Annotated in this window: 16 protein-coding genes; all 16 read right to left on the bottom strand. The window is 69.8% G+C overall.

Translation table 11 applies throughout. From position 1 onward, the window contains the following. Nucleotides 1–43 precede the first annotated feature (43 nt). The 16 genes from mmsB to ACFYPS_RS24005 all read right to left on the bottom strand — a co-directional run bounded on the left by mmsB (nt 44) and on the right by ACFYPS_RS24005 (nt 19,487). On the bottom strand, nt 44–1,294 hold the full coding sequence (gene mmsB / locus ACFYPS_RS24080) for a multiple monosaccharide ABC transporter permease (protein WP_354966062.1): 1,251 nt from the start codon (nt 1,292–1,294) through the stop codon (nt 44–46). Further along, entirely contained in the window at nt 1,291–2,829 is a 1,539-nt protein-coding gene (gene mmsA, locus ACFYPS_RS24075) for a multiple monosaccharide ABC transporter ATP-binding protein (RefSeq protein ID WP_354966063.1), read from the bottom strand. Before mmsA ends, mmsB begins: the two co-directional genes overlap by 4 nt. An 80-nt stretch (nt 2,830–2,909) precedes the next feature. Beyond that, nucleotides 2,910–4,052, bottom strand: coding sequence for a multiple monosaccharide ABC transporter substrate-binding protein (gene chvE / locus ACFYPS_RS24070; protein ID WP_354966064.1), 1,143 nt, complete (start codon nt 4,050–4,052; stop codon nt 2,910–2,912). 753 nt (nt 4,053–4,805) lie between these two features. Further along, nucleotides 4,806–5,795, bottom strand: a complete 990-nt coding sequence (locus ACFYPS_RS24065) for a LacI family DNA-binding transcriptional regulator (protein ID WP_354966065.1) — start codon at nt 5,793–5,795, stop codon at nt 4,806–4,808. Between the two features lie 283 nt (nt 5,796–6,078). Next, on the bottom strand, nt 6,079–7,581 hold the full coding sequence (gene araA, locus ACFYPS_RS24060; RefSeq protein ID WP_354966066.1) for an L-arabinose isomerase: 1,503 nt from the start codon (nt 7,579–7,581) through the stop codon (nt 6,079–6,081). Between the two features lie 25 nt (nt 7,582–7,606). Further along, nucleotides 7,607–8,596 carry a galactofuranose ABC transporter, permease protein YjfF gene (gene yjfF, locus ACFYPS_RS24055; protein ID WP_354966067.1) on the bottom strand — a complete coding sequence of 330 codons (990 nt, stop codon included), beginning with the start codon at nt 8,594–8,596 and terminating at the stop codon, nt 7,607–7,609. After that, on the bottom strand, nt 8,593–9,663 hold the full coding sequence (locus ACFYPS_RS24050) for an ABC transporter permease (RefSeq protein WP_387327063.1): 1,071 nt from the start codon (nt 9,661–9,663) through the stop codon (nt 8,593–8,595). The genes yjfF and ACFYPS_RS24050 overlap by 4 nt, the downstream gene beginning before the upstream one ends. Beyond that, on the bottom strand, nt 9,660–11,201 hold the full coding sequence (locus ACFYPS_RS24045) for a sugar ABC transporter ATP-binding protein (RefSeq protein ID WP_354966069.1): 1,542 nt from the start codon (nt 11,199–11,201) through the stop codon (nt 9,660–9,662). Before ACFYPS_RS24045 ends, ACFYPS_RS24050 begins: the two co-directional genes overlap by 4 nt. A 69-nt stretch (nt 11,202–11,270) precedes the next feature. Continuing rightward, the gene (locus tag ACFYPS_RS24040; RefSeq protein WP_354966070.1) at nt 11,271–12,272 is read right to left on the bottom strand and encodes an ABC transporter substrate-binding protein; all 1,002 of its coding nucleotides are present in this window, start codon (nt 12,270–12,272) and stop codon (nt 11,271–11,273) included. A gap of 127 nt (nt 12,273–12,399) precedes the next feature. Beyond that, a complete protein-coding gene (locus ACFYPS_RS24035; RefSeq protein ID WP_354966071.1) occupies nt 12,400–13,092 on the bottom strand; it encodes an L-ribulose-5-phosphate 4-epimerase in 693 nt (230 codons plus the stop codon). Next, a complete protein-coding gene (gene araB / locus ACFYPS_RS24030) occupies nt 13,089–14,771 on the bottom strand; it encodes a ribulokinase (RefSeq protein WP_354966072.1) in 1,683 nt (560 codons plus the stop codon). Before araB ends, ACFYPS_RS24035 begins: the two co-directional genes overlap by 4 nt. A 183-nt stretch (nt 14,772–14,954) precedes the next feature. Then, nucleotides 14,955–15,743 carry an ABC transporter permease gene (locus ACFYPS_RS24025; RefSeq protein ID WP_354966073.1) on the bottom strand — a complete coding sequence of 263 codons (789 nt, stop codon included), beginning with the start codon at nt 15,741–15,743 and terminating at the stop codon, nt 14,955–14,957. Continuing rightward, a complete protein-coding gene (locus ACFYPS_RS24020; RefSeq protein WP_354966074.1) occupies nt 15,740–16,696 on the bottom strand; it encodes an ATP-binding cassette domain-containing protein in 957 nt (318 codons plus the stop codon). Before ACFYPS_RS24020 ends, ACFYPS_RS24025 begins: the two co-directional genes overlap by 4 nt. A 41-nt stretch (nt 16,697–16,737) precedes the next feature. After that, complete coding sequence (locus tag ACFYPS_RS24015; RefSeq protein ID WP_354966075.1) at nt 16,738–17,580, bottom strand: DUF4097 family beta strand repeat-containing protein; 843 nt, start codon at nt 17,578–17,580, stop codon at nt 16,738–16,740. A 72-nt stretch (nt 17,581–17,652) separates the two neighbouring features. Further along, nucleotides 17,653–18,174: a hypothetical protein gene (locus tag ACFYPS_RS24010; protein WP_354966076.1), complete on the bottom strand. Its 522-nt coding sequence runs from the start codon at nt 18,172–18,174 to the stop codon at nt 17,653–17,655. 101 nt (nt 18,175–18,275) lie between these two features. After that, nucleotides 18,276–19,487, bottom strand: a complete 1,212-nt coding sequence (locus tag ACFYPS_RS24005) for an FUSC family protein (RefSeq protein ID WP_354966077.1) — start codon at nt 19,485–19,487, stop codon at nt 18,276–18,278. Nucleotides 19,488–19,565 lie beyond the last annotated feature (78 nt).

The following is a 19,565-nucleotide window of genomic DNA, read 5'->3' as shown; positions in this document are numbered from 1 at the left end:
GGATCGCCGGCGGTGGTCAGGGGCCAGGCCGGGCGACGCGGCGTCAGCGGGTTCCGGCGGCGCGTCGCTTGTTATAGACGTCGAAGGCCACGGCCACCAGCAGAACGAGCCCCTTCACCACCGACTGTGTCGACTGGTCGACGCCCATCAGCTGCATGCCGTTGCTCATCACCGCCATGATCAGACCACCGACCATCGCGCCCACCACGGTGCCCACGCCGCCGGTGACCGCCGCGCCACCGATGAACGCCGCAGCGATCGCGTCCAGCTCGAACATGTTGCCGGCGGCGGGCTGGGCGCCGTTGGACCGCGAGGAGTAGATGACGCCGGCCACCGCCGCCAGGAAGCCCATGTTGACGAACATCCAGAAGTTGACGGTGCGGACCTTCACCCCGGACAGCGCCGCGGCCGAGAGGTTGCCGCCGATCGCGTAGACCTGACGACCGAACACGGTACGCCGGGTCAGCAGGCCGTAGACCAGGACGAGGACCGCCAGCACGATCAGCACGATCGGGAGGCCGCGGGCGTGCGCCAACTGCCAGGCGAAGTACATGATGACCGCGCCGACCGCGGCGACCCGGGCGACGAACAGCGGGAACGACTCGACGGGCTGCTGGTAGCGGATGCGCGCGACGCGGGTGCGGAAACCGCTCACCGCGTACCCGGCCACGGCGACGGCTCCGATCAGCAGCGTGAAGGCGTCGAAGCCCTGCCCGCCGAACAGTCCGTTGAGGAATCCCGCCGCGACGCGCTGGTACTCGGCCGGGAACGGCGACAGCGAGATGTTGTCGAGCACCCGCAGGGTGAGACCCCGGAACAGCAGCATCCCGGCCAGGGTCACGATGAACGCCGGGATCCCGGCGTACGCCACCCAGAAGCCGTGCCAGGCGCCCACCGCGACGCCGACGACGAGCGCGGCCAGGATGCCGACCCACCACGGGTAGCCCTGCTGGATCACCAGGACCGCGGAGACCGCTCCGGTCAGCGCGACCACCGAACCCACCGACAGGTCGATGTGCCCACCGATGATCAGGATGACCATCCCGATCGCGAGCACCAGGATGTACGAGTACTGCAGGACGATGTTGGTGATGTTGCCGGGGCTCAGCGACACCCCGTCGGTCAGGATCGCGAAGAGCGCGACGATGACGACCAGGGCGACGTAGATCCCGCTCTGCCGCAGGTTGTTCAGCACCAGGGCCCGAAGGTCGCTCGTCCCGGTGTGCAGGGCGGCGGCCGGCGCGCTGTCCGGGGGCGTCGGGCGCTCCGTCGAGGGGGTCTTGATGCTGGTCATCCGACGAGCTCCTTGTCCTTGGTCATCAGCTCCATGAGGCTCTCCTGGGTCGCCTCGCCGACCGGCTTCTCACCGGTGATCCGGCCGGCGGCGAGGGTGTAGATGCGGTCACACATCCCGAGCAGCTCCGGCAGCTCGGAGGAGATGATGATCACCGCCTTGCCCTCGCCCACGAGCCGGTTGATGATCGTGTAGATCTCGTACTTGGCCCCGACGTCGATCCCGCGGGTGGGCTCGTCCAGGATCAGCACGTCGGGGTCGGTGAAAAGCCACTTCGACAGGACGACCTTCTGCTGGTTGCCGCCGGAGAGCTTGCCGACCACCGCCATGACGCTGGGCGCCTTGATGTTCATCTCCCGCCGGCTCGCCTCGGCGACCTTGATCTCCTCGTTGCCGTTCACCCAGCCCAGCCGGGCCAGCCTGGCCAACGCGGCGGCGGAGACGTTGCGGCGGACGTCGTCGATGAGGTTCAGGCCGAACCGCTTGCGGTCCTCCGTGACGTAGGCGATGCCGTTGTCGATCGCCTCCGCGACCGTACGGGCCTTCGCCTCCCGCCCGTGCACGAACAGCCGACCACTGATGTCGCGGCCGTAGGACCGGCCGAACACGCTCATCGCCAGCTCGGTGCGCCCGGCCCCCATCAGCCCCGCGATACCGACGACCTCACCGGCCCGCACGGACAGGCCGACGCCCTCGACGACCAGCCGGTCCTGGGTCGGGTGCCGTACCGTCCAGTCCTCGATCCGGAGCACCTCCTCGCCGGGGGACGACACCCGGTCCGGATAGAAGCTGTCCAGGTCGCGCCCGACCATGCCCCGGATGATCCGCTGCTGGGTCACGTCGTCGGCCCTCATGTCGAGGGTCTCCACCGCGCGCCCGTCCCGGATGACCGTGGTGGAGTCGGCGATCGCGGTGATCTCGTTGAGCTTGTGCGAGATCATGATGCAGGTGATTCCCTGCTCCTTGAGCTGCCGCAACAGGTCGAGCAGGTGAGCCGAGTCGACGTCGTTGAGGGCGGCGGTCGGCTCGTCCAGGATGAGCAGGCGCACCTTTTTCGACAGCGCCTTGGCGATCTCCACCAGCTGCTGCTTGCCCACCCCGAGCTGGATGACGGGAGTGACCGGATTCTCGTGCAACCCGACGGACGCCAGCAGCTCCGCCGCGTCGGCGTTGGCCCGGTTCCAGTCGATGAGCCCACTGCGGCCGCGGCGCTCGTTGCCGAGGAAGAGGTTCTCGGCGATCGACAGGTACGGCACCAGGGCGAGTTCCTGATGGATGATGACGATGCCGTTGGCCTCGCTGTCCCGGATACCGCGAAACTGCATCGGTTTGCCGTCGAACAGGATCTCGCCGTCGTACGAGCCGGACGGGTGCACCCCGGAGAGCACCTTCATCAGCGTGGACTTGCCGGCGCCGTTCTCGCCGCAGATGGCGTGGATCTCGCCCCGGCGCACCGCGAGGGTGACGTCCTCCAGCGCGGTCACCCCGGGGAAGGTCTTCGTGATGCGACGCATCTCGAGGATGGTGTCGTCCATGGTCACTGTCCTCAGTCGGATCGGGACGCGGTACGCCATGATGCCGGGCCCGGCGGTGAACGCCGAGCCCGGCAGGCAGATTACTTCTTGGCCTGACCGGCGGCGACCTCTTCCGCCGTCCAGTAGCCCGAGTCGATCAGCGCCGTCTTGATGTCGTCCTTGTAGACGGTCACGATCGGCAGCAGGTACGACGGCACGACCTTCACGCCGTTGTTGTACGTCTGCGTGTCGTTGGCCTGCGGCTGCTTGTCCTGCAGGAACGCCTCGGCGGCGTTCACGGCCTGCTCGGCCAGCAGCCGGGTGTCCTTGAAGACCGTGCAGGTCTGCACGCCGTCGTTGATCAGCTTGATCGAGGCGATCTCGGCGTCCTGACCCGTCACCGCCGGGAGCTTCTTACCCGCCTTGCCGTAGCCGGCGTTCTGCAGGGCGGTGATGATGCCCCGGGAGATGCCGTCGTACGGCGACAGGACCCCGTCGACCCGCGCGCCGTCGTTGTAGCTGGAGGTGAGCAGGTCCTCCATCCGCTTCTGCGCGGTCTCCTGCTGCCACCGCAGGATGGCCACCTGCTCGATGGTGGTCTGTCGCGACTTCACCTTCAGCGTGCCGGCGTCGATGAACGGCTTCAGCGTGTCCATCGCGCCGCCGAAGAAGTACTGGGTGTTGTTGTCGTCCAACGACCCGGCGAACAGCTCGACGTTGAACGGACCCTTCGCCGTACCCTTCGAGCCGTCCTTGTTCTGCAGGCCGAGGCCGACCAGCAGCCCGGTGGCCTGGGCGACGCCCACCTTGTAGTTGTCGAAGCTGACGTAGAAGTCGACGTTCTTGCTGCCGCGGATCAGCCGGTCGTACGCGATCACCGGGATCTTCGCGTCGGCGGCGGCCTGCAACTGGCCGCTGAGCGCCGTGCCGTCGATCGCCGCGATGACCAGAACGTCCGCACCCTGGGTGATCATCTGGTCGACCTGCTGCGACTGGGTGGGGATGTCGTCGCCCGCGTACTGGAGGTCGACCTTGTAGCCCTTGGCCTCCAGCTTCTGCTTCACCGCGTTGCCGTCGGCGATCCACCGCTCGGAGGTCTGCGTCGGCATCGAGACGCCGATGGTCAGGTCGCCGGGTTTCTTCGCGCTGGTGTCACCGCCGCTGCCAGCACCCTCGCCACTGCACGCCGCCAGGCTCAGCGCCAGCACCGCGCCGCCGAGAGCAACCAGGAACTTCCTGCCCACGGGCCTCTCCTCTCTGGACTCCCCAGCCGACCGCCGGGGCCACCTGTCATCTTCCCGGGTAGTGTTAGCGCTCACATAGACCACGTCAACACTTAATCCGAAATGCCGGCGTCACGGTCTCGTAACGGCGGCCACCCGGCAAGCCGGCCTGCGCGGCTTCGGCCTCGCCGACGCGGCCCGCGACTGGCCGACGCGGCCCGCGACTGGCCGGCGCGACCTCAGCTGGCCAGCGCGGCCTCAGCTGGCCGGCGCGGCCTCAGCTGGCCGGCGCGGACTTGCCGACCGCCCTGACAGCGACCCTGCGAATCTGCGCCCGAGAGCGGCCGGTGATCGACTCGTCTTCGTTGATGTCGGGGCCTCCCCGACGCCCGGACGCCCCGACATCAACGAAACCGAGTCGATCAAGCGGCATGGAGCCGCTGCGGCGGACCGACGGCGGACCGATCCGACCGCGGCCCGGTCCAGGCACCTCCCTGCCCCACATCTGGAGCAGGTCGACAGGAAGCAGGTGTGAGGTCGGCCGGCCAGCGACCAGACAGCGACCGGCCAGACAGCCGCCCCTGAGGACCTCCGCCTGAGGTTCCGCCGGTGATCGACTCGTCATCACTGATACCGGGGCATCCCCGATGCCTGGACACCCCGACATCAAGGAAAACGAGACGATCAAGCGGCAACAAGCCGCGCTCGGCCGGTCTGAATCGGAGGTGGCATGGGCCTGGGCGCTGCCAGCCGGCCGCCAGCGACCAGACAGTGTCAGCGGGCCGGGGGTGGGGCGACGCTGTCGCGGGCGACCAGGGTCGGTGCGATGGTCTGCCGCAGCGCCCCTCCGGTGCCCGATTCGATCTGGGCCAGCAACAGCTGGATGCTCGCCCGCGCAACGGCGCCGAAGTCCGGCCGGACGGTGGTCAGCGGCGGAATGAAGTACGCCGCCTCCGGCACGTCGTCGAAGCCGACCACGCTGATCTCGTCCGGCACCCGTCGACCGAACTCGTGCAACGCCCGCAGCACGCCGAGCGCGAGATGATCGTTGGCGGTGAAGATCGCGGTGACCTCCGGCATCCGCGCCAGCAGCTGCCCGGACCGGTAACCCGAGGCCGCGGACCAGTCCCCCTGCATCAACGGTGGCGGGTCGACCCCCGCGGCCAGCAGCGCCTCCCGCCAGCCTTCGATACGCCCAACGCTGTCGAACCAGTCGGACGGCCCCGACACGTGCCAGACCGTGCGGTGCCCGGCGTCGAGCAGATGCTGGGTCGCCGCCCGGGCACCCGCCACCTGGTCGACCGTCACCAACGGCACCGGACGGCGGGGGTCACCGTCGACGGTCACCAGCGGGACGTCCTTGGGCAGGCGTTCCAGCGCCTCACCGGCCGACTCCACCGGCGCGATGACGACGATGCCGGCTACCCGGTGCGACAGGTGCCGCTCGACCGCGTCCGAGATGGAACGGTGGTCCAGGTCCCGCACGCTGCCCACACTCACCGCGAAACCCTCCTCCGCGGCGGTCTGCTCCAGCGCGGCCAGCAACGACGCCGGCCCGTACAACGTCGTGTTCTGCGCGACCACGCCGATCACCTGCGATCGGCCGGTCACCAATGCACGCGCAGCACCGTTGGGTCGATAGCCCAGTTCCTCGATCGCCGCCCGCACCCGCAGCCGGGTCTGCTCACGGACGTTGGGGTGCCCGTTCAGCACCCGCGACACCGTCTGGTGGGAGACACCGGCCAGACGGGCGACGTCCGTCATCGCCGGACCATGCACGGCCATGTCACTTCCCCCGTCTGCGTACCCGAAGTCGCGGCCCGCCGACGTCGACTGGAGCGGTCGGCCGATCCCGGCGCTCAGCCACCACGCCGATGCCAAACCCCCGCTGACCAGCGCTGGATAGCCGCCAGTCTACGCCAGCCACAGCCCTGACCAGGCGTGCGGCTGGCCAGGGGTGACGTCCCGGGCGGCGTGGGCGTCTCCTGCCGGGGCAGGGCATCCTGCCGCCCACGCCGCCTGTCACGGTCACTGCCTCGTGATCATGTTAGAAACCGCGGGCCAGCCGGTAGTAGGCCTGGTTCCAGCGGATCTCGTCGGCGAAGCGGCGGGGCTCGGTGTCGGCGTCGATGACGACCAGTTCGGTTCGGCTCATCTCCGCCAGGTCGTGCAACTCCTCCACGCCCACCGCCTGCGACAGCACGGTGTGGTGCGGGGCGCCGGCGGTGATCCACGCCTCGGCCGAACCGGGCAGGTGCGGTCGCGGACGCCAGACCGCCCGGGCCACCGGCAGTCGCCGCAGCGGCTGCGGCGGAGACACCACGTCGATCTCGTTGGCCACGAGCCGGAAGCGCTCACCCATGTCGGCCAGCCCCAGCACCACCGCCGGTCCGGGTGCGGCGTCGAACACGAGCCGGACCGGATCCTCGCGGCCGCCGATGCTCAGCGGATGGACCTCCACGTTCGGGACGCCGCCCGCGATGGTCGGGCAGACCTCCAGCATGTGCGCGCCGAGCACCAGTTCCTCGCCCGGGGTGAGGTCGTAGGTGTAGTCCTCCATGAACGATGTGCCGCCGTCCACGCCCACCGACATCGCCTTGAGGGTGTGGACCAGCACGGAGGTCTTCCAGTCGCCCTCGCCACCGAACCCGTAGCCGTCCGCCATCAACCGCTGCACGGCGATGCCGGGCAGCTGACGCAGCCCACCGAGGTCCTCGAAGTTCGTGGTGAACGCCCGGAACCCGCCCGAGTCCAGGAAGGCGCGCATGCCGAGCTCCAGGCGGGCGGCGTAGCGCAACGAGTCGTGCCGCTCTCCCCCGGAACGCAGCGCCGGGACGATCCGGTAGCTGTCGTCGTACTCCTTGACCAGATCGTCCACCTGCGCGTCGGCGACCTCGTCGACCACCTGGACAAGGTCGTTGACGCCGTAGGTGTTGACCGACACCCCGAAGCGCAGCTCCGCCTCGACCTTGTCGCCCTCGGTCACGGCGACATCGCGCATGTTGTCGCCGAAGCGGGCCAGCCGCAGCGACCGCATCGCCGACCAGCCGAGCGCCGCGCGGGCCCACGCCCCGACACGGGCGGTCACCCGCGGATCGCTGACGTGCCCGGCCACGGTCTTGCGGGCCACACCGAGCCGGGTCTGGATGTACCCGAACTCACGGTCGCCGTGGGCGGCCTGGTTCAGGTTCATGAAGTCCATGTCGATGTCGTCCCACGGCAGCAGGACGTTGGCCTGGGTGTGCAGGTGCAGCAGCGGCGTCTGCAGGGCGTCCAGCCCGGCGATCCACATCTTCGCCGGAGAGAAGGTGTGCATCCACGCGACGACCCCGATCGCCCCCTGGGCGGCAGCCTCGCGGCAGACCCGCAGGATCTCACCGCTGTTGGTCAGGACCGGCTTCCAGACCACCCGGGCCGGAATCTGCGGCGAGCCGTCGAGCGCGGCCGCGATCAGGCGGGACTGCTCGGCCACCTGCCGGAGAGTCTCCTCGCCGTACATTCCCTGGCTGCCGGTGAGGAACCAGATCTCGGGTGCGGTGTGTGGTGCCATGGGGTTGCCTTCCGCGAGAGGGGCGTCACTTGTAACGGATTCCGATGAGGCGCTGGAGGAGGATGAACGCGAAGAGCAGGCCGCCGATCACGATCTTGGTCCACCAGGAGTTGAGGCTTCCGTCGAAGGTGATGAGGGTCTGGATCACGCCCAGGACCAGGACGCCGAGCACCGTGCCGAAGACGTATCCCGAGCCACCGGTGAGCACGGTGCCGCCGATGACGACCGCCGCGATGACATCCAACTCCATGCCGACGGCGATCAATGGCGCGCCGGAGAGGGTGTAGAAGGACAACAGGATCCCGCCGATCGCGGAGCACAGGCCGCTGATCGTGTAGACGGCGATCCGGGTACGCCCCACCGGCAGGCCCATCAGCAGCGCCGACTGCGGGTTACCGCCGACGGCGTGCACGTTGCGGCCGAGACGGGTGTAGGCCAGCGTGTACGCGGCGACGACGACCACGGCGAACGCGATGAGCACGCTGATCGAGACGAAGTTGCCCCGGGGATCTCCGATCCGCTCCTGGGACATCCTGGTCCAGAACCCGTCGGTGATCGGGATGGACGAGCCGGAGATGAACGTGCACATCCCCCGGGCGAAGAACATCCCGGCGAGCGTGACGATGAACGGCTGGATGTCGAAGAAGTGGATGGCGCAGCCCATCAGCAGGCCGAGCGTCGGGCCGATGAGCAGGGCGATGACGAGCACGAGCGCCGCCGGCAGGCCCTGCTGGAGCAGCGAGGCCGACACCATCGCCGTCATGGCGACGACGGAGCCGACGGACAGATCGATGCCGCCGGTGAGGATCACGAAGGTCATCCCCACCGCGACGACGAGCAGGAAGCCGTTGTCGATGAAGACGTTGAAGATGACCTGCACGTTGGAGAACGCCTGGTACTGGGACACGCCGATGCCGTACATGACCAGGAGCAGGACGAGCGTGGCCAGGACCGGTATCTGCCGCCTCGGCAGCCGGAACCGGGTACGGCCAGCGGTGAGCGATCCAGTGGTCATGCCGGCACCTGCTCCTTCGGCGAGTCGGTGACGGTGCTGGGCGGCGTGGCACTGCTCCTGCGACGGGTGAACCGCGCCCGGAACGCCGGCGCCTGGATGAGGCAGACGGTGATGACGACGACCGCTTTGAACAGCAGCGACGTCTGCGGTGAGATGTTCATGGCGTACACCGTGGTGGTCAGGGTCTGGATGATCAGCGCGCCGAGGATGGTGCCGCTGAGGAAGAACCGCCCGCCCGCGAGGGACGTGCCGCCGATGACGACCGCGAGGATGGCGTCGAGTTCCACCCAGAGGCCCGCGGCGTTGCCGTCGGCGCTGGAGACGTTGGCGGTCATCATGAACCCGGCGACCGCGGCGCAGACGGCGCTGAGGACGTACGCGAGGAAGATGACCCGGCCGGAGCGGATGCCGGCCAGTCGGCTCGCCTCGGCGTTGCCACCCACCGACTCGATGATCATGCCGAGCGCGGTACGGCGGGTGAACGCGGCGACGAGCAGCGCCGCGGCGAGCGCGATGAGGATGGCCAGTGGCAGCGTCAGCACGTGGCCCAGCCCGATCGCCCGGTACGGGCCGGAGTTGATCGTGATGATCTGGCCCTCGGTGATCAGCTGCGCCAGGCCTCGGCCGGCCACCATCAGGATCAGGGTGGCGATGATCGGCTGGATGCCGATCACGGCGACCAGCACCCCGTTCCAGGCGCCGAGCACGAGCGCGACCCCGAGCGCCATCGCGAGGGCGGTCAGCACCACGGGAAGGCTGTTCTGGTCGGGCTGCTGGCTGATGTACAGGCAGGCGGTCGCGCCACTGATCGCGCACATCGACCCGACCGACAGGTCGATTCCGCCGGTCGAGATGACCACGGTCATGCCCAGCGCGACGAGGATCAGCGGCGCGCTCAGCCGCAGGATGTCGATCGGCGTGCCGTACAGGTGCCCGTCCTTGAGCTCGACGGACAGGAACCCGGGCCGGTAGACCGTGTTCGCGGCGAGCATGACGACGAGCACGGCGGCGGGCCAGAACAGCCGGTGACCGGTGATCGCCCGGTAGCGGCCCACGGTGTCGTTCATCGGTCTGCCTCCTCCCGGTGGGTTCCACTGGCGATGGTCTGCATGACGCGGTCGGCGTCGAGGCTCTCGTCGTTGGCGAGCTGCGCGACCATCTGCCGGTCCCGCATCACGGCGACCTTGTGACTGAGGCGCAGCACCTCCTCCAGTTCGGCGGAGATGAACAGCACGGCCATGCCGCCGTCGGACAGCTGCGTCACGAGTTTCTGGATCTCGGTCTTCGCGCCGATGTCGATGCCCCGGGTGGGTTCGTCGAGGATCAGCAGCCGCGGCTCGGTGATCAGCCACCGGGCCAGGAGCACCTTCTGCTGGTTGCCGCCGGAGAGATTGCGGACCGGCACCTCCGGGTCGGCGGGCCGGATGCTGAGGGCCTTGATGTACCTCTCGACCAGCTCGTCCTGGCGTCGACGTGGGATGGGCCGAAGCCAGCCCCGGGCGGCCTGCATGGCGAGGAGCAGGTTCTCGCGGACCGACAGGTCGGCGACGATGCCCTCCGCGCGACGGTTCTCCGAGCAGAAGCCGATGCCCCGGTCGATGGCCTGCGCCGGGGTGCGTAGGCCGCTCGGCTCGCCGTCGACCGCGACCTGACCGCCGTCCGCCCGGTCGGCACCGAACAGCAACCTCGCCACCTCGGTACGCCCGGAACCCAGCAGACCGGCCAGGCCCACCACCTCGCCGGCGTGGATGGTCAGGCTGAACGGCTCGACCGCGCCTGCCCGCCCGAGGTTCGACACCGCCACCAGCGGGCGGCCCTCCTCCACGGCGGCCAGGTCCCGTCGCGAGTGCTCCTCGATGCCCTCGAGGACATCGAGTTCCTTGCCGATCATCTTCTCGACGAGGCTGAGCTGGGGCAGCTCGGCGGTCGGGTACTCGCCGACGAGCCCGCCGTTGCGCAGCACGGTGATCCGGTCGGCGATCTCGTAGACCTGGTCGAGGAAGTGGGTCACGAACAGGATCGCGATGCCCTCGTCGCGCAGTTGCCGCATGATGCGGAACAGCTGCGCGACCTCGCCCGCGTCGAGACTGGACGTCGGTTCGTCGAGGATCAGCACCCGGGCCTGGATGTCGATGGCGCGCGCGATGGCGACCATCTGCTGGATGGCCAGGGAGTACGAGCCGAGCGGCGCGCTGACGTCGAGGTCGAGGTCGAGGCGGGCCAGGAGCGTACGGGCACGACGGCGGACCTCGCCCCAGCGGACGGCGCCGAGCAGCCGGGGCTCGCGTCCGATGAAGAAGTTCTCCGCCACCGAGAGGTTGGTGCAGAGGTTGACCTCCTGGTAGACGGTGCTCACCCCGGCGGCCGTGGCCTGCATCGGCCCGCTGAAGGACACCGGCGCACCGTCGAGGGTGATCGCACCCTCATCGGTGTCGTAGACGCCGGTCAGCACCTTGATCAGGGTCGACTTGCCGGCCCCGTTCTCGCCCATCAGGGCGTGCACCTCGCCGGGGAGGAGCCGGAAGTTGACATCGTGGAGTGCGCGCACCCCGGGGAAGGTCTTGCTGATCCCGGTCATCGTCACGACCGGACGGTTATCCGTCATCCGATCAAGCCTCATCTGGAGGTTGGACACGGGGGCCGCCGCGCGAGCGCGGCGACCCCCCGGCGTCGGTCAGTACTTGCGGTTGGGCAGGGCCTCCTTGGCCTGCTCCTGCGTGAAGGTGGTCTCCTCGGTCTCGATCCGAGCAGGCACCTCCTCCCCGGCGGTGACCTTCTTGGCCAGGTCCATCAGCTGCGGGCCGAGCAGCGGGCTGCACTCGGCGATGAAGTTGAACTTGCCGTCGGCGAGGGCCTGCATGCCGTCCTTGACGGCGTCGACCGTGATGATGGTGATGTCCTTGCCGGGCACCTTGCCGGCCGCGGTGATCGCCTCGAGCGCGCCCAGGCCCATGTCGTCGTTGTGCGCGAACAGCACGTCGATCTTCGGGTTGGCCTTGAGGAACTGCTCCATGACCTGCTTGCCGCCGGCCCGGGTGAAGTCACCGGTCTGCGAAGCGATGATCTTCAGGTTCGGGTTGGCGGCGATCGCCTCGGCGAAGCCCTTCTTGCGGTCGTTGGCCGGGGCGGCGCCCGCGCTGCCCTGCAACTCGACGATGTTCACCGGCCCTGACGCGGTCTTCTTCTGCTCGACCAGCCACTCGCCGGCGAGCCGGCCTTCCTTGATGAAGTCCGAGCCGAGGAAGGTCTTGTAGAGGCTCTTGTCGGCCGAGTCGACCGAGCGGTCGGTCAGGATGACCGGGATGCCGGCATCCTTCGCCTCCTTGAGCACGGTGTCCCAACCGGACTCCACCACCGGCGAGAAGGCGATCACGTCGACCTTCTGCTGGATGTAGTTGCGGATCGCCTTGATCTGGTTTTCCTGCTTCTGCTGCGCGTCGTCGAACTTCAGCTCGACGCCCGCGGCGGCGGCCGAATCCTTGATCGAGGTGGTGTTCGCGGTACGCCAGCCGCTCTCCGCGCCGACCTGGGAGAAGCCCAGCGTGATCTTGCCGTCGTCGGCGGCGCCACCGCCGGTGTCGCTGTTGCCGCAGGCCGCCACGCTGCCGACGAGCAGCACGGTGGCGAGGACCGCGGCGGCGCGCCACGGAGCGGAGTGCGTTCGCATCTTTCTCATCGGATCTCCTTGGCTCGGGGGTTCTGGGCGCCCGCGTGACCGCCGACGTGGGGGCGGGCGGCGTACGCGGGTGGTGCAGGCTGTGCCGTCGGTGGTGCAGCCCGGCGGGCTGTGCCGGGGTCGCCGGTCAGGAACTCGCCGGTGCGGTCGGTTGCTGGCCGTAGACGTTCTGGTAGCGGTGGTAGAGCGCGTCGATGTCCGCCTGCGCGATCGGCAACGGCTGCCCGAGTGCGCGGGTGAGGTGCGCGGTGCGGGCCACGTCCTCGCACATGACCGCCGCCTTGACCGCCGCGCGGGCGTCACGGCCGATGGTGAAGACGCCGTGGTTACGCATGAGCACCGCGGGTGAGCGGTGCCCGGCAAGCGTGGTGACGATGCCCTTGCCGATGTCGTCCCCGCCGATCAGCGCGAACGGGCCCACCGGGATCTCCCCGCCGAACTCGTCGGCCTGCGCCGTGAGGTGGCAGGGAATCGCCTCCCCGCGAGCCGCCCAGGAGGTGGCGTACGAGCTGTGCGTGTGCACCACCCCGCCGACCTCCGGCATGGCGCGGTAGACGTAGGCGTGGGCGGCGGTGTCGCTGGACGGGGCGAAGTCTCCCTCGACGAGGACGCCGTCGAGGTCGCAGACCACCATGGTGTCCGCCGAGAGGTCGTCGTAGCCGATGCCACTCGGCTTGATGACCATGAGGTCCCGGCCGGGAACCCGCGCGGAGATGTTGCCGGACGTCCAGGCCACCAGGCGGTACCGGGTCAGTTCGCCGTGCAGGCGGGCCACCGTCTCGCGCAGCTCGCCAATCTGTCGCTTCACCTCGGCGTTCATGCGACCACCTCCAGCGCGGTCTCTTGCGTGGCTGCGCCGGCCTCGACCGCCGCGTTGCGGATCGCGCGCAGACGGAGCATCACGTCGTTGCCTCCACGACCGAAGTGGTCGTGCAGTGTCCGGTACTCGGCGTAGAGGGCGTCGTACGCGCGGGCCCGGTCCGGATCCGGTCGGTAGACCGCCTCGTGCACCCGACCCATCGCCTGCGACGCCTCGTGGATCGACGGGTACTCGCCGGCGGCGACGGCGGCATGGATCGCCGATCCGAGCGCCGGCCCCTGCGCGGAGCCGATGATGTTCAGCGGCCGGTTGGTCACGTCGGCGTAGATCTGCATCAGCAGCTCGTTGGAGGTGAGACCACCGGCGATCACCAGGTCGTTCACCGCCACCCCGGCCTCGACGAACGCGTCAATGATCATTCGCGTGCCGTACGCCGTGGACTCCAGCAGCGCCCGGTAGACGTCCTGCGGCCGGGTGGCCAGGGTCATCCCGACGATCATCCCGCTGAGGTCGTGGTTGACCAGCGGTGACCGGTTGCCGTTCCACCAGTCCAGCGCGACGAGGCCGTGCGCGCCGACCGGCTGGCTGGCGGCCAGCTCGGTGAGGCGTTCGTGCGAGGCGACCCCGGCCGGGGCGGCGTGCTCGACGAACCAGCCGAAGATGTCGCCGACTCCGCTCTGCCCGGCCTCGTAGCCCCACGCGCCGGCGCTGATGCCGCCGTCGACGACGCCGCACATCCCGGCCACCTCGGCGAGGTGCGAACTGTTGACCACGTGACAGGTGGAGGTGCCCATGATCGCCACGAGTCGACCTGGCTCCACGGCCTGCGCGGACGCCGCGGTGACGTGCGCGTCGACGTTGCCGGCGGCAACCGCGATCCCCTCCGGCAGGCCGGTCCATGCGGCGGCACGGGCGGTGAGCGTGCCGGCCCGGGCGCCCAGCGGCAGCAGCGGACCGTCCAGTTTGGCGATGAAGTCACCGAAGGCCGGGTTGAGCGCGGTCAGGAAGCTCTGCGACGGGTGCCGGCCATCCTGCAGGATGCCCTTGTAACCGGCCGTGCAGACGTTGCGGGTCTCGGCGCCGCTCAGCTGCCAGACGATCCAGTCCGCGGCTTCGATGAAGCGCTCGGCGCGGTGGTAGACCTCGGGGTCCTCCTCGAGGATCTGGAGGCCCTTGGCGAACTGCCACTCGGCGGAGATCTTTCCGCCGTACCGGCCGATCCACGGCTCCGCCCGCTCGTGGGCGAGGGCGTTGATCCGGTCGGCGTGCGGCTGGGCCGCGTGGTGCTTCCACAGCTTGACCCAGGAGTGCGGGCGGTCGCGCAGCTCCGGCGCCTCGCAGAGGGGCGTGCCGTCGGCGAGCGTCGGCAGCACCGTGCAGGCGGTGAAGTCGATGCCGATGCCGACGATCGCGGCGGGGTCCACCCCCGCGGCGGACACGGCGGCCGGGACGGCGTACCGCAGGACGTCGCGGTAGTCGTCCGGATTCTGCAGAGCCCAGTCCGGCGGCAGCGGCCGACCTGAAGGGAGGGCCGCGCTGATGACTCCGTCGCCGTACTCGTGCACCGCGGTCCCCAGCTCGGCGCCGTCGCCGACCCGGACCACCAGGGCTCGCCCGGACAGGGTGCCGAAGTCGACACCGACGACGTAGCGTTCGCCAGCTCCGTCCACAGGATTCATGTCCACCTCCACCGTCAACGCGCCCAGTGTTAACGCTCACATCTATCCTCGTCAAGACACCCGCCGGCAACAGCTCCGTAACGTCAGCCGGGAGCCCGACAGCGGGACGGCACGCCGATGGCCCGGCCTGTCGGCCGGGCCATCGGGATCTCGCGGCTGTTGAACCGCGAGCGGGCGCTGCGCTCAGCGGGCGGGGTTGCGGTTGTACAACGCCCTGGCCCAGAAGAAGCAGAGCACGGTGATGACGGCACACCAGGCGACCGCGAGGATCCCGTTGGCGCCGATCCCGGTGCCGAGCAGCAGGCCACGGAGGGTCTCCATCACCGGGGTGAAGGGCTGGTAGTCGGCGAACAGGCGCACCGCCGTCGGCATCGAGTCGGTGGGGACGAACCCGCTGCCGAGGAACGGCAGCAGCACCAGCGGCATCGGCAGGTTGCTGGCCGTCTCGACACTCTCGCTGACCAGCCCGAGGGCCACCGACAGCCAGGTGAGCGCGAGAGTAATCATCGCGAGGACGCCGATCACGGCGAGCCACTCGACCGGGTTGGCGTTCGGCCGGAAGCCGACGAGCAGTGCCACGCCGGTCACGACCGCGAGACTGAGCAGCGTCTGGATCAGGCTGCCCAGCACGTGGCCGGTGAGGACCGACGGTCGGAAGATCGCCATGGTGCGGAACCGGGCGATGATGCCCTCGGTCATGTCCATGGCAACCGAGATGGCGGTGCCCTGCGCCGCGCTGACAACCGTGATGAGCAGGATGCCGGGGGTGACGTAGTTGGCGTACTGGGCCCGGTCGCCGGAGGGCCCGAGGCCGGCGCCGAGCGTGCCGCCGAACACGTAGACGAAGAGCAGCAGGATGATGACCGGGATGCCGATGAGCAGGAGCGTCATCGACGGATAGCGCCGCATGTGCAGGAGGTTGCGCCGCAGCATCGTGCTCGAGTCGCGGGCAGCGAGGGTGAGGGTGCTCATCGCGCCATGGCCCTTTCGTTGTCGGGTCGGCCGGTCAGGGTGAGGAAGACGTCGTCCAGGTCGGGGCCGTGCACGGTGAGACCGGCCACGCCCACCGAGGCGCGGTCGAGCTGGTCGAGCAGGGCTCGGAGCGACCCGACCCCACCGTCGCTCGGGACCTGCAGGGTCAGTGCCGCGTCGTCCCGGGTGCCCGACGCCAGCAGGCCAGTGGCCGCGTCGAGCCCCGCCTGGTCGGCGAACTGCAACACGACGTGACCGCCGGGGATGAGCCGTTTCAGCTCGTGCGGGCTGCCCTCGGCGATCAGGCGGCCGTGGTCGAGGAAGGCGATCCGGCTGGCGAGTTGATCGGCCTCCTCCAGGTACTGGGTGGTCAGGAGGATGGTGACGCCGTCGGCGACGAGATCACGGATGATCTGCCACATCGCGCGGCGGCTGCGCGGGTCCAGGCCGGTCGTCGGCTCGTCGAGGAAGATGACGCGCGGATCGCCGACCAGGGTCATCGCGAGGTCGAGCCGACGGCGCATCCCGCCGGAGTACGTCGCCACCGGCTTGTCCGCCGCCTCCGTCAGGTCGAACTGCGCCAGCAGCTCGACGACGCGTCGTCGGCCGGACGCCCTGCCGAGGTGGCGCAGGTCGGCCATCAGGCTCAGGTTCTCCCGACCGGTGAGCAGGTTGTCGACGGCGGAGAACTGGCCGGTGACGCCGATCAGTGCGCGTACCGCGTCGGGCTCCCGGGTCAGGTCGTGGCCGCCGACGCGGGCGTCGCCGTCGTCGGCATCGATCAGGGTGGACAGGATCTGCACGGTGGTGGTCTTGCCGGCGCCGTTGGGGCCGAGTAGCGCGAAGATCGTTCCTTCGGCGATCTCCAGATCGACGCCGTCGAGCACGACCTTGTCGCCGTAGGACTTGCGCAGGCCGGTCGCGACTATCGCGGGTCGGGAAGGGCTGGCCATGGTCTCCTCGATTCGTGTACGGGGTGTCGTCGTGCGATCCATCAGGCGCGCCGGATCGTGATGTCGCCGTAGGAGGTGTTCGCCCGGACCTCGACCGTGTCGTCGGTCTGCGCCGGGCTGTCGGTCGTTTCGAGCGCGTTGTGCACCCGGCCGTGCCTGGAGCTGACGTCGAGCCAGGCGGCGGTCCCGCGGCGGACGCCAACCTCGATGGCCCCGTAGGAGGTCTGCAACTCGATCGACCCCCGCACGACCTCGCCGAGCCGAACGTTGCCGTAGGCGGTGCGTGCCGTCACTGAGGCCATCGGCCCGTCGAGGGTGATGTCGCCGTAGGCGGTGTTGACCCGGACGTCGCCGTCGCTCCGGCCGATCCAGCAGTCCCCGGACGAGTTCTTGATCTCGGCGGCACCGTCGACCGCACCGATGCGCACCTTGCCGGAGGACGCCTTCACCCGGGCTGATCCGGCGACGTGCTCCACGGCCACCTCGCCGTGACTGGTGTCGATCTCCAGCGGCCCGGTCCGGTCGAGTCGGATCGCGCCGCCGGTCTTGACGTAACACTCGCCGAGCCGCCCCTCGCAGCGGAACGCCGCCCAGGATGCCGTGGCGTGCATCCGTGACCCGCTCGGCACCTCGATCAGGAGGTCGACCGAGGGTCCAGCGCCGGGGCCGAAGCGACGCCAACTCTTCGGCGCTCTGATCATCAGTTGGCCGGCGGCGTACTCGACGGTGGTCTGCTCGGCGGCGCTCACGTCGGCCTTGCTCGACGGGTCACGGGGCCGCACCTGCACGACCGTGTCGGTGCGGTCGGTCGCGGCGATCCACGCGTCCCCGACGGGCAGCTCGATCTGGACGGAGATGGGCTCTGGCGTATCGAAAACAGGCATGGTGGTCTCCCGGAATGTGGGCAGCGGGCATCGCCGCAGGTGAGTGGGGGGAAAGAAAGAAGGGGTACGCGGTCAGCGCGCCCAGCCGGTGAAGTGCTGGCCGGACCGCGGCTCCACCCGGCGCGGCGGGCGGCGGTCCGGCTCGCCAGCCCCGACGGCGCCGGCGACGGCTCGCACCAGCCAGGCGTTGACCGACAGTCCGGCCCGGCCGGCGGCCTCCTCGACGCTGGTCTTCAGGTGGTCCGGGAGGCGGAGATTGATCCGCGACGTGCCGCCGTCGTCACCGTCCGGCGCGGGCACCGGCGTCGGCAGCACCGGCGGGCCGGCTTCCTCGACCGGCTCGGCCGGGGTGCTGGCCGGCGTCACCACGAAGTCGGGCTCGCGACCGCGCAGCCGGACGTGCACCGAGCCCGGCGCGAGCTCGCGGGTGATCTCGTCGGCCGCGTCGGACAGCGCGTCGAGCAGCATGAGACGGGTCGCCGCCTCCAGTTGGGTGAAGAGCCGCTCGGCCAGGGCCCGGCCGTCCGGGTCGACCCCCTCCGCGGCCACGGCGTACTCGTTACGCAGGTTCTCGACGTACGGCCTCAATTCCATGGCACCATCATGGCACCACTTTGGCTCATCACGCAACACCTTTGGCTCACAGTGATGCCATCGCCCTGGGGTGGGTGTCATTCCGCTCGGAAATGCGCTGCTCACCCACGGACCCGGGTGGACGTCCTCAGCTCACCGAAGGCGCGTCGGACCATGCGGTTCGCGGCCTCCTGGGCGACCCCGGTGGCCACCAGCAGATCACTGACGGTCGTACGGACCTGGGCGACCACGACCGCACCGGAGAAGCCGACCCCCTCCCGGTAGGCGTCGCCGGCCGCGCAGACCGCCCGCAGCGCCTGCTCCCGCGCCCGCTTGGGTTCGTCGCCGGCGGCGAACTGCCGCTTCATCAGCCGGACCGCCTCGGCCAGGTCGGTGACCGCCCTCGGCATCGGCTCCGGTATCGGCTCGCCGTCCTCGATCAGGCTCACCGACCGGCGGATCAACGTCCCGCTGTTGCGCATCGCCCGGTCGATCGGCTCCGCCGCCTGCGCGTACCGGCCCACCGGTCCGTGCCGTTCGTGCCAGTGCACCGGCGACAGGGTGCTGGCCTCCCGTGCGCCCTGGGTCGCCTCGACGAGTGCGCTCAGCTCGTCCTTGTTCTGCCGCAGCTTGACCATGGCGGCACGTGCCGGGGCGGCATCGTGCCGGGCCAACGCGCCGGCCGTGGCGTCGAGCTGTGTGCTCAGGAGGTCCAGAGCCGGCCGTGCGGCCCGGTTGAGCACCCGCAGCGGGTTCAGCGGCAGCAGTACGGCGGTGACCACCAACGCCACCGCTCCACCGACGAGGGCGTCCACGAACCGGGGGATCTCCAGGTCCCGCACGGACGGACTGAGCGTGGCGATGAGCACCGCTGTCGCCCCGGCCTGGATCACCACCGCCGCACTGCCAACGAGAAACAACGCGACGACGATCGCCAGCACGACGATCAGGGCGAGTTGCCACCAGCCGGTACCGGTCACCGCGAGCAGCAGGTCACCGATCAGCACCCCGACCGTGACGCCCAGGACCAGGTCGATCGTGCGGCGCAGCCGTTGGCCGACCGACGCGGCGAGGGTCGACACCGCGGAGATCGGCGCGAACACCGGCTGCGAGATGTGCAGCACCTCGTGCACCACCAGCCAGGACAGCGACGCGGCCAGGCCCGCCTGCACGGCGAGCCCGCTGATGGCGCGTGCCCGAAGCAGGCGGTCCCGCAGAGTGGCCACCGTACGGCCGCGAAGCCGGGCGGCGATCGCCGCCAGACCGGCATGGTCGGTGCCGTCGGCGCGGGTCGGCGCACTCCCGTCATCTCCGTGCCGATTGGCGTCGACCATGGCGGCACCTACCCCACCAAGACCGGATCAATCCTGACCGCCGGCGCCGCGGGACCGGCGCACCCGGCGGTCCGCCGC

Source organism: Micromonospora sp. NPDC005087, from assembly GCF_042872965.1.
Lineage (GTDB): Bacteria > Actinomycetota > Actinomycetes > Mycobacteriales > Micromonosporaceae > Micromonospora.
The sequence above is the reverse complement of the archived record's forward strand: the minus strand, read 5'-3'. Positions and strand labels throughout refer to the sequence as shown.

Excerpts from the sequence above, each read along its gene's own strand:
- mmsB (WP_354966062.1), bottom strand. The coding sequence starts at position 1,294 with ATGACCAGCATCAAGACCCCCTCGACGGAGCGCCCGACGCCCCCGGAC.
- mmsA (WP_354966063.1), bottom strand. The coding sequence starts at position 2,829 with ATGGACGACACCATCCTCGAGATGCGTCGCATCACGAAGACCTTCCCC.
- ACFYPS_RS24065 (WP_354966065.1), bottom strand. The coding sequence starts at position 5,795 with ATGACGGACGTCGCCCGTCTGGCCGGTGTCTCCCACCAGACGGTGTCG.
- araA (WP_354966066.1), bottom strand. The coding sequence starts at position 7,581 with ATGGCACCACACACCGCACCCGAGATCTGGTTCCTCACCGGCAGCCAG.
- yjfF (WP_354966067.1), bottom strand. The coding sequence starts at position 8,596 with ATGACCACTGGATCGCTCACCGCTGGCCGTACCCGGTTCCGGCTGCCG.
- ACFYPS_RS24050 (WP_387327063.1), bottom strand. The coding sequence starts at position 9,663 with ATGAACGACACCGTGGGCCGCTACCGGGCGATCACCGGTCACCGGCTG.
- ACFYPS_RS24045 (WP_354966069.1), bottom strand. The coding sequence starts at position 11,201 with ATGACGGATAACCGTCCGGTCGTGACGATGACCGGGATCAGCAAGACC.
- ACFYPS_RS24040 (WP_354966070.1), bottom strand. The coding sequence starts at position 12,272 with ATGAGAAAGATGCGAACGCACTCCGCTCCGTGGCGCGCCGCCGCGGTC.
- ACFYPS_RS24035 (WP_354966071.1), bottom strand. The coding sequence starts at position 13,092 with ATGAACGCCGAGGTGAAGCGACAGATTGGCGAGCTGCGCGAGACGGTG.
- araB (WP_354966072.1), bottom strand. The coding sequence starts at position 14,771 with ATGAATCCTGTGGACGGAGCTGGCGAACGCTACGTCGTCGGTGTCGAC.
- ACFYPS_RS24025 (WP_354966073.1), bottom strand. The coding sequence starts at position 15,743 with ATGAGCACCCTCACCCTCGCTGCCCGCGACTCGAGCACGATGCTGCGG.
- ACFYPS_RS24020 (WP_354966074.1), bottom strand. The coding sequence starts at position 16,696 with ATGGCCAGCCCTTCCCGACCCGCGATAGTCGCGACCGGCCTGCGCAAG.
- ACFYPS_RS24015 (WP_354966075.1), bottom strand. The coding sequence starts at position 17,580 with ATGCCTGTTTTCGATACGCCAGAGCCCATCTCCGTCCAGATCGAGCTG.
- ACFYPS_RS24010 (WP_354966076.1), bottom strand. The coding sequence starts at position 18,174 with ATGGAATTGAGGCCGTACGTCGAGAACCTGCGTAACGAGTACGCCGTG.
- ACFYPS_RS24005 (WP_354966077.1), bottom strand. The coding sequence starts at position 19,487 with ATGGTCGACGCCAATCGGCACGGAGATGACGGGAGTGCGCCGACCCGC.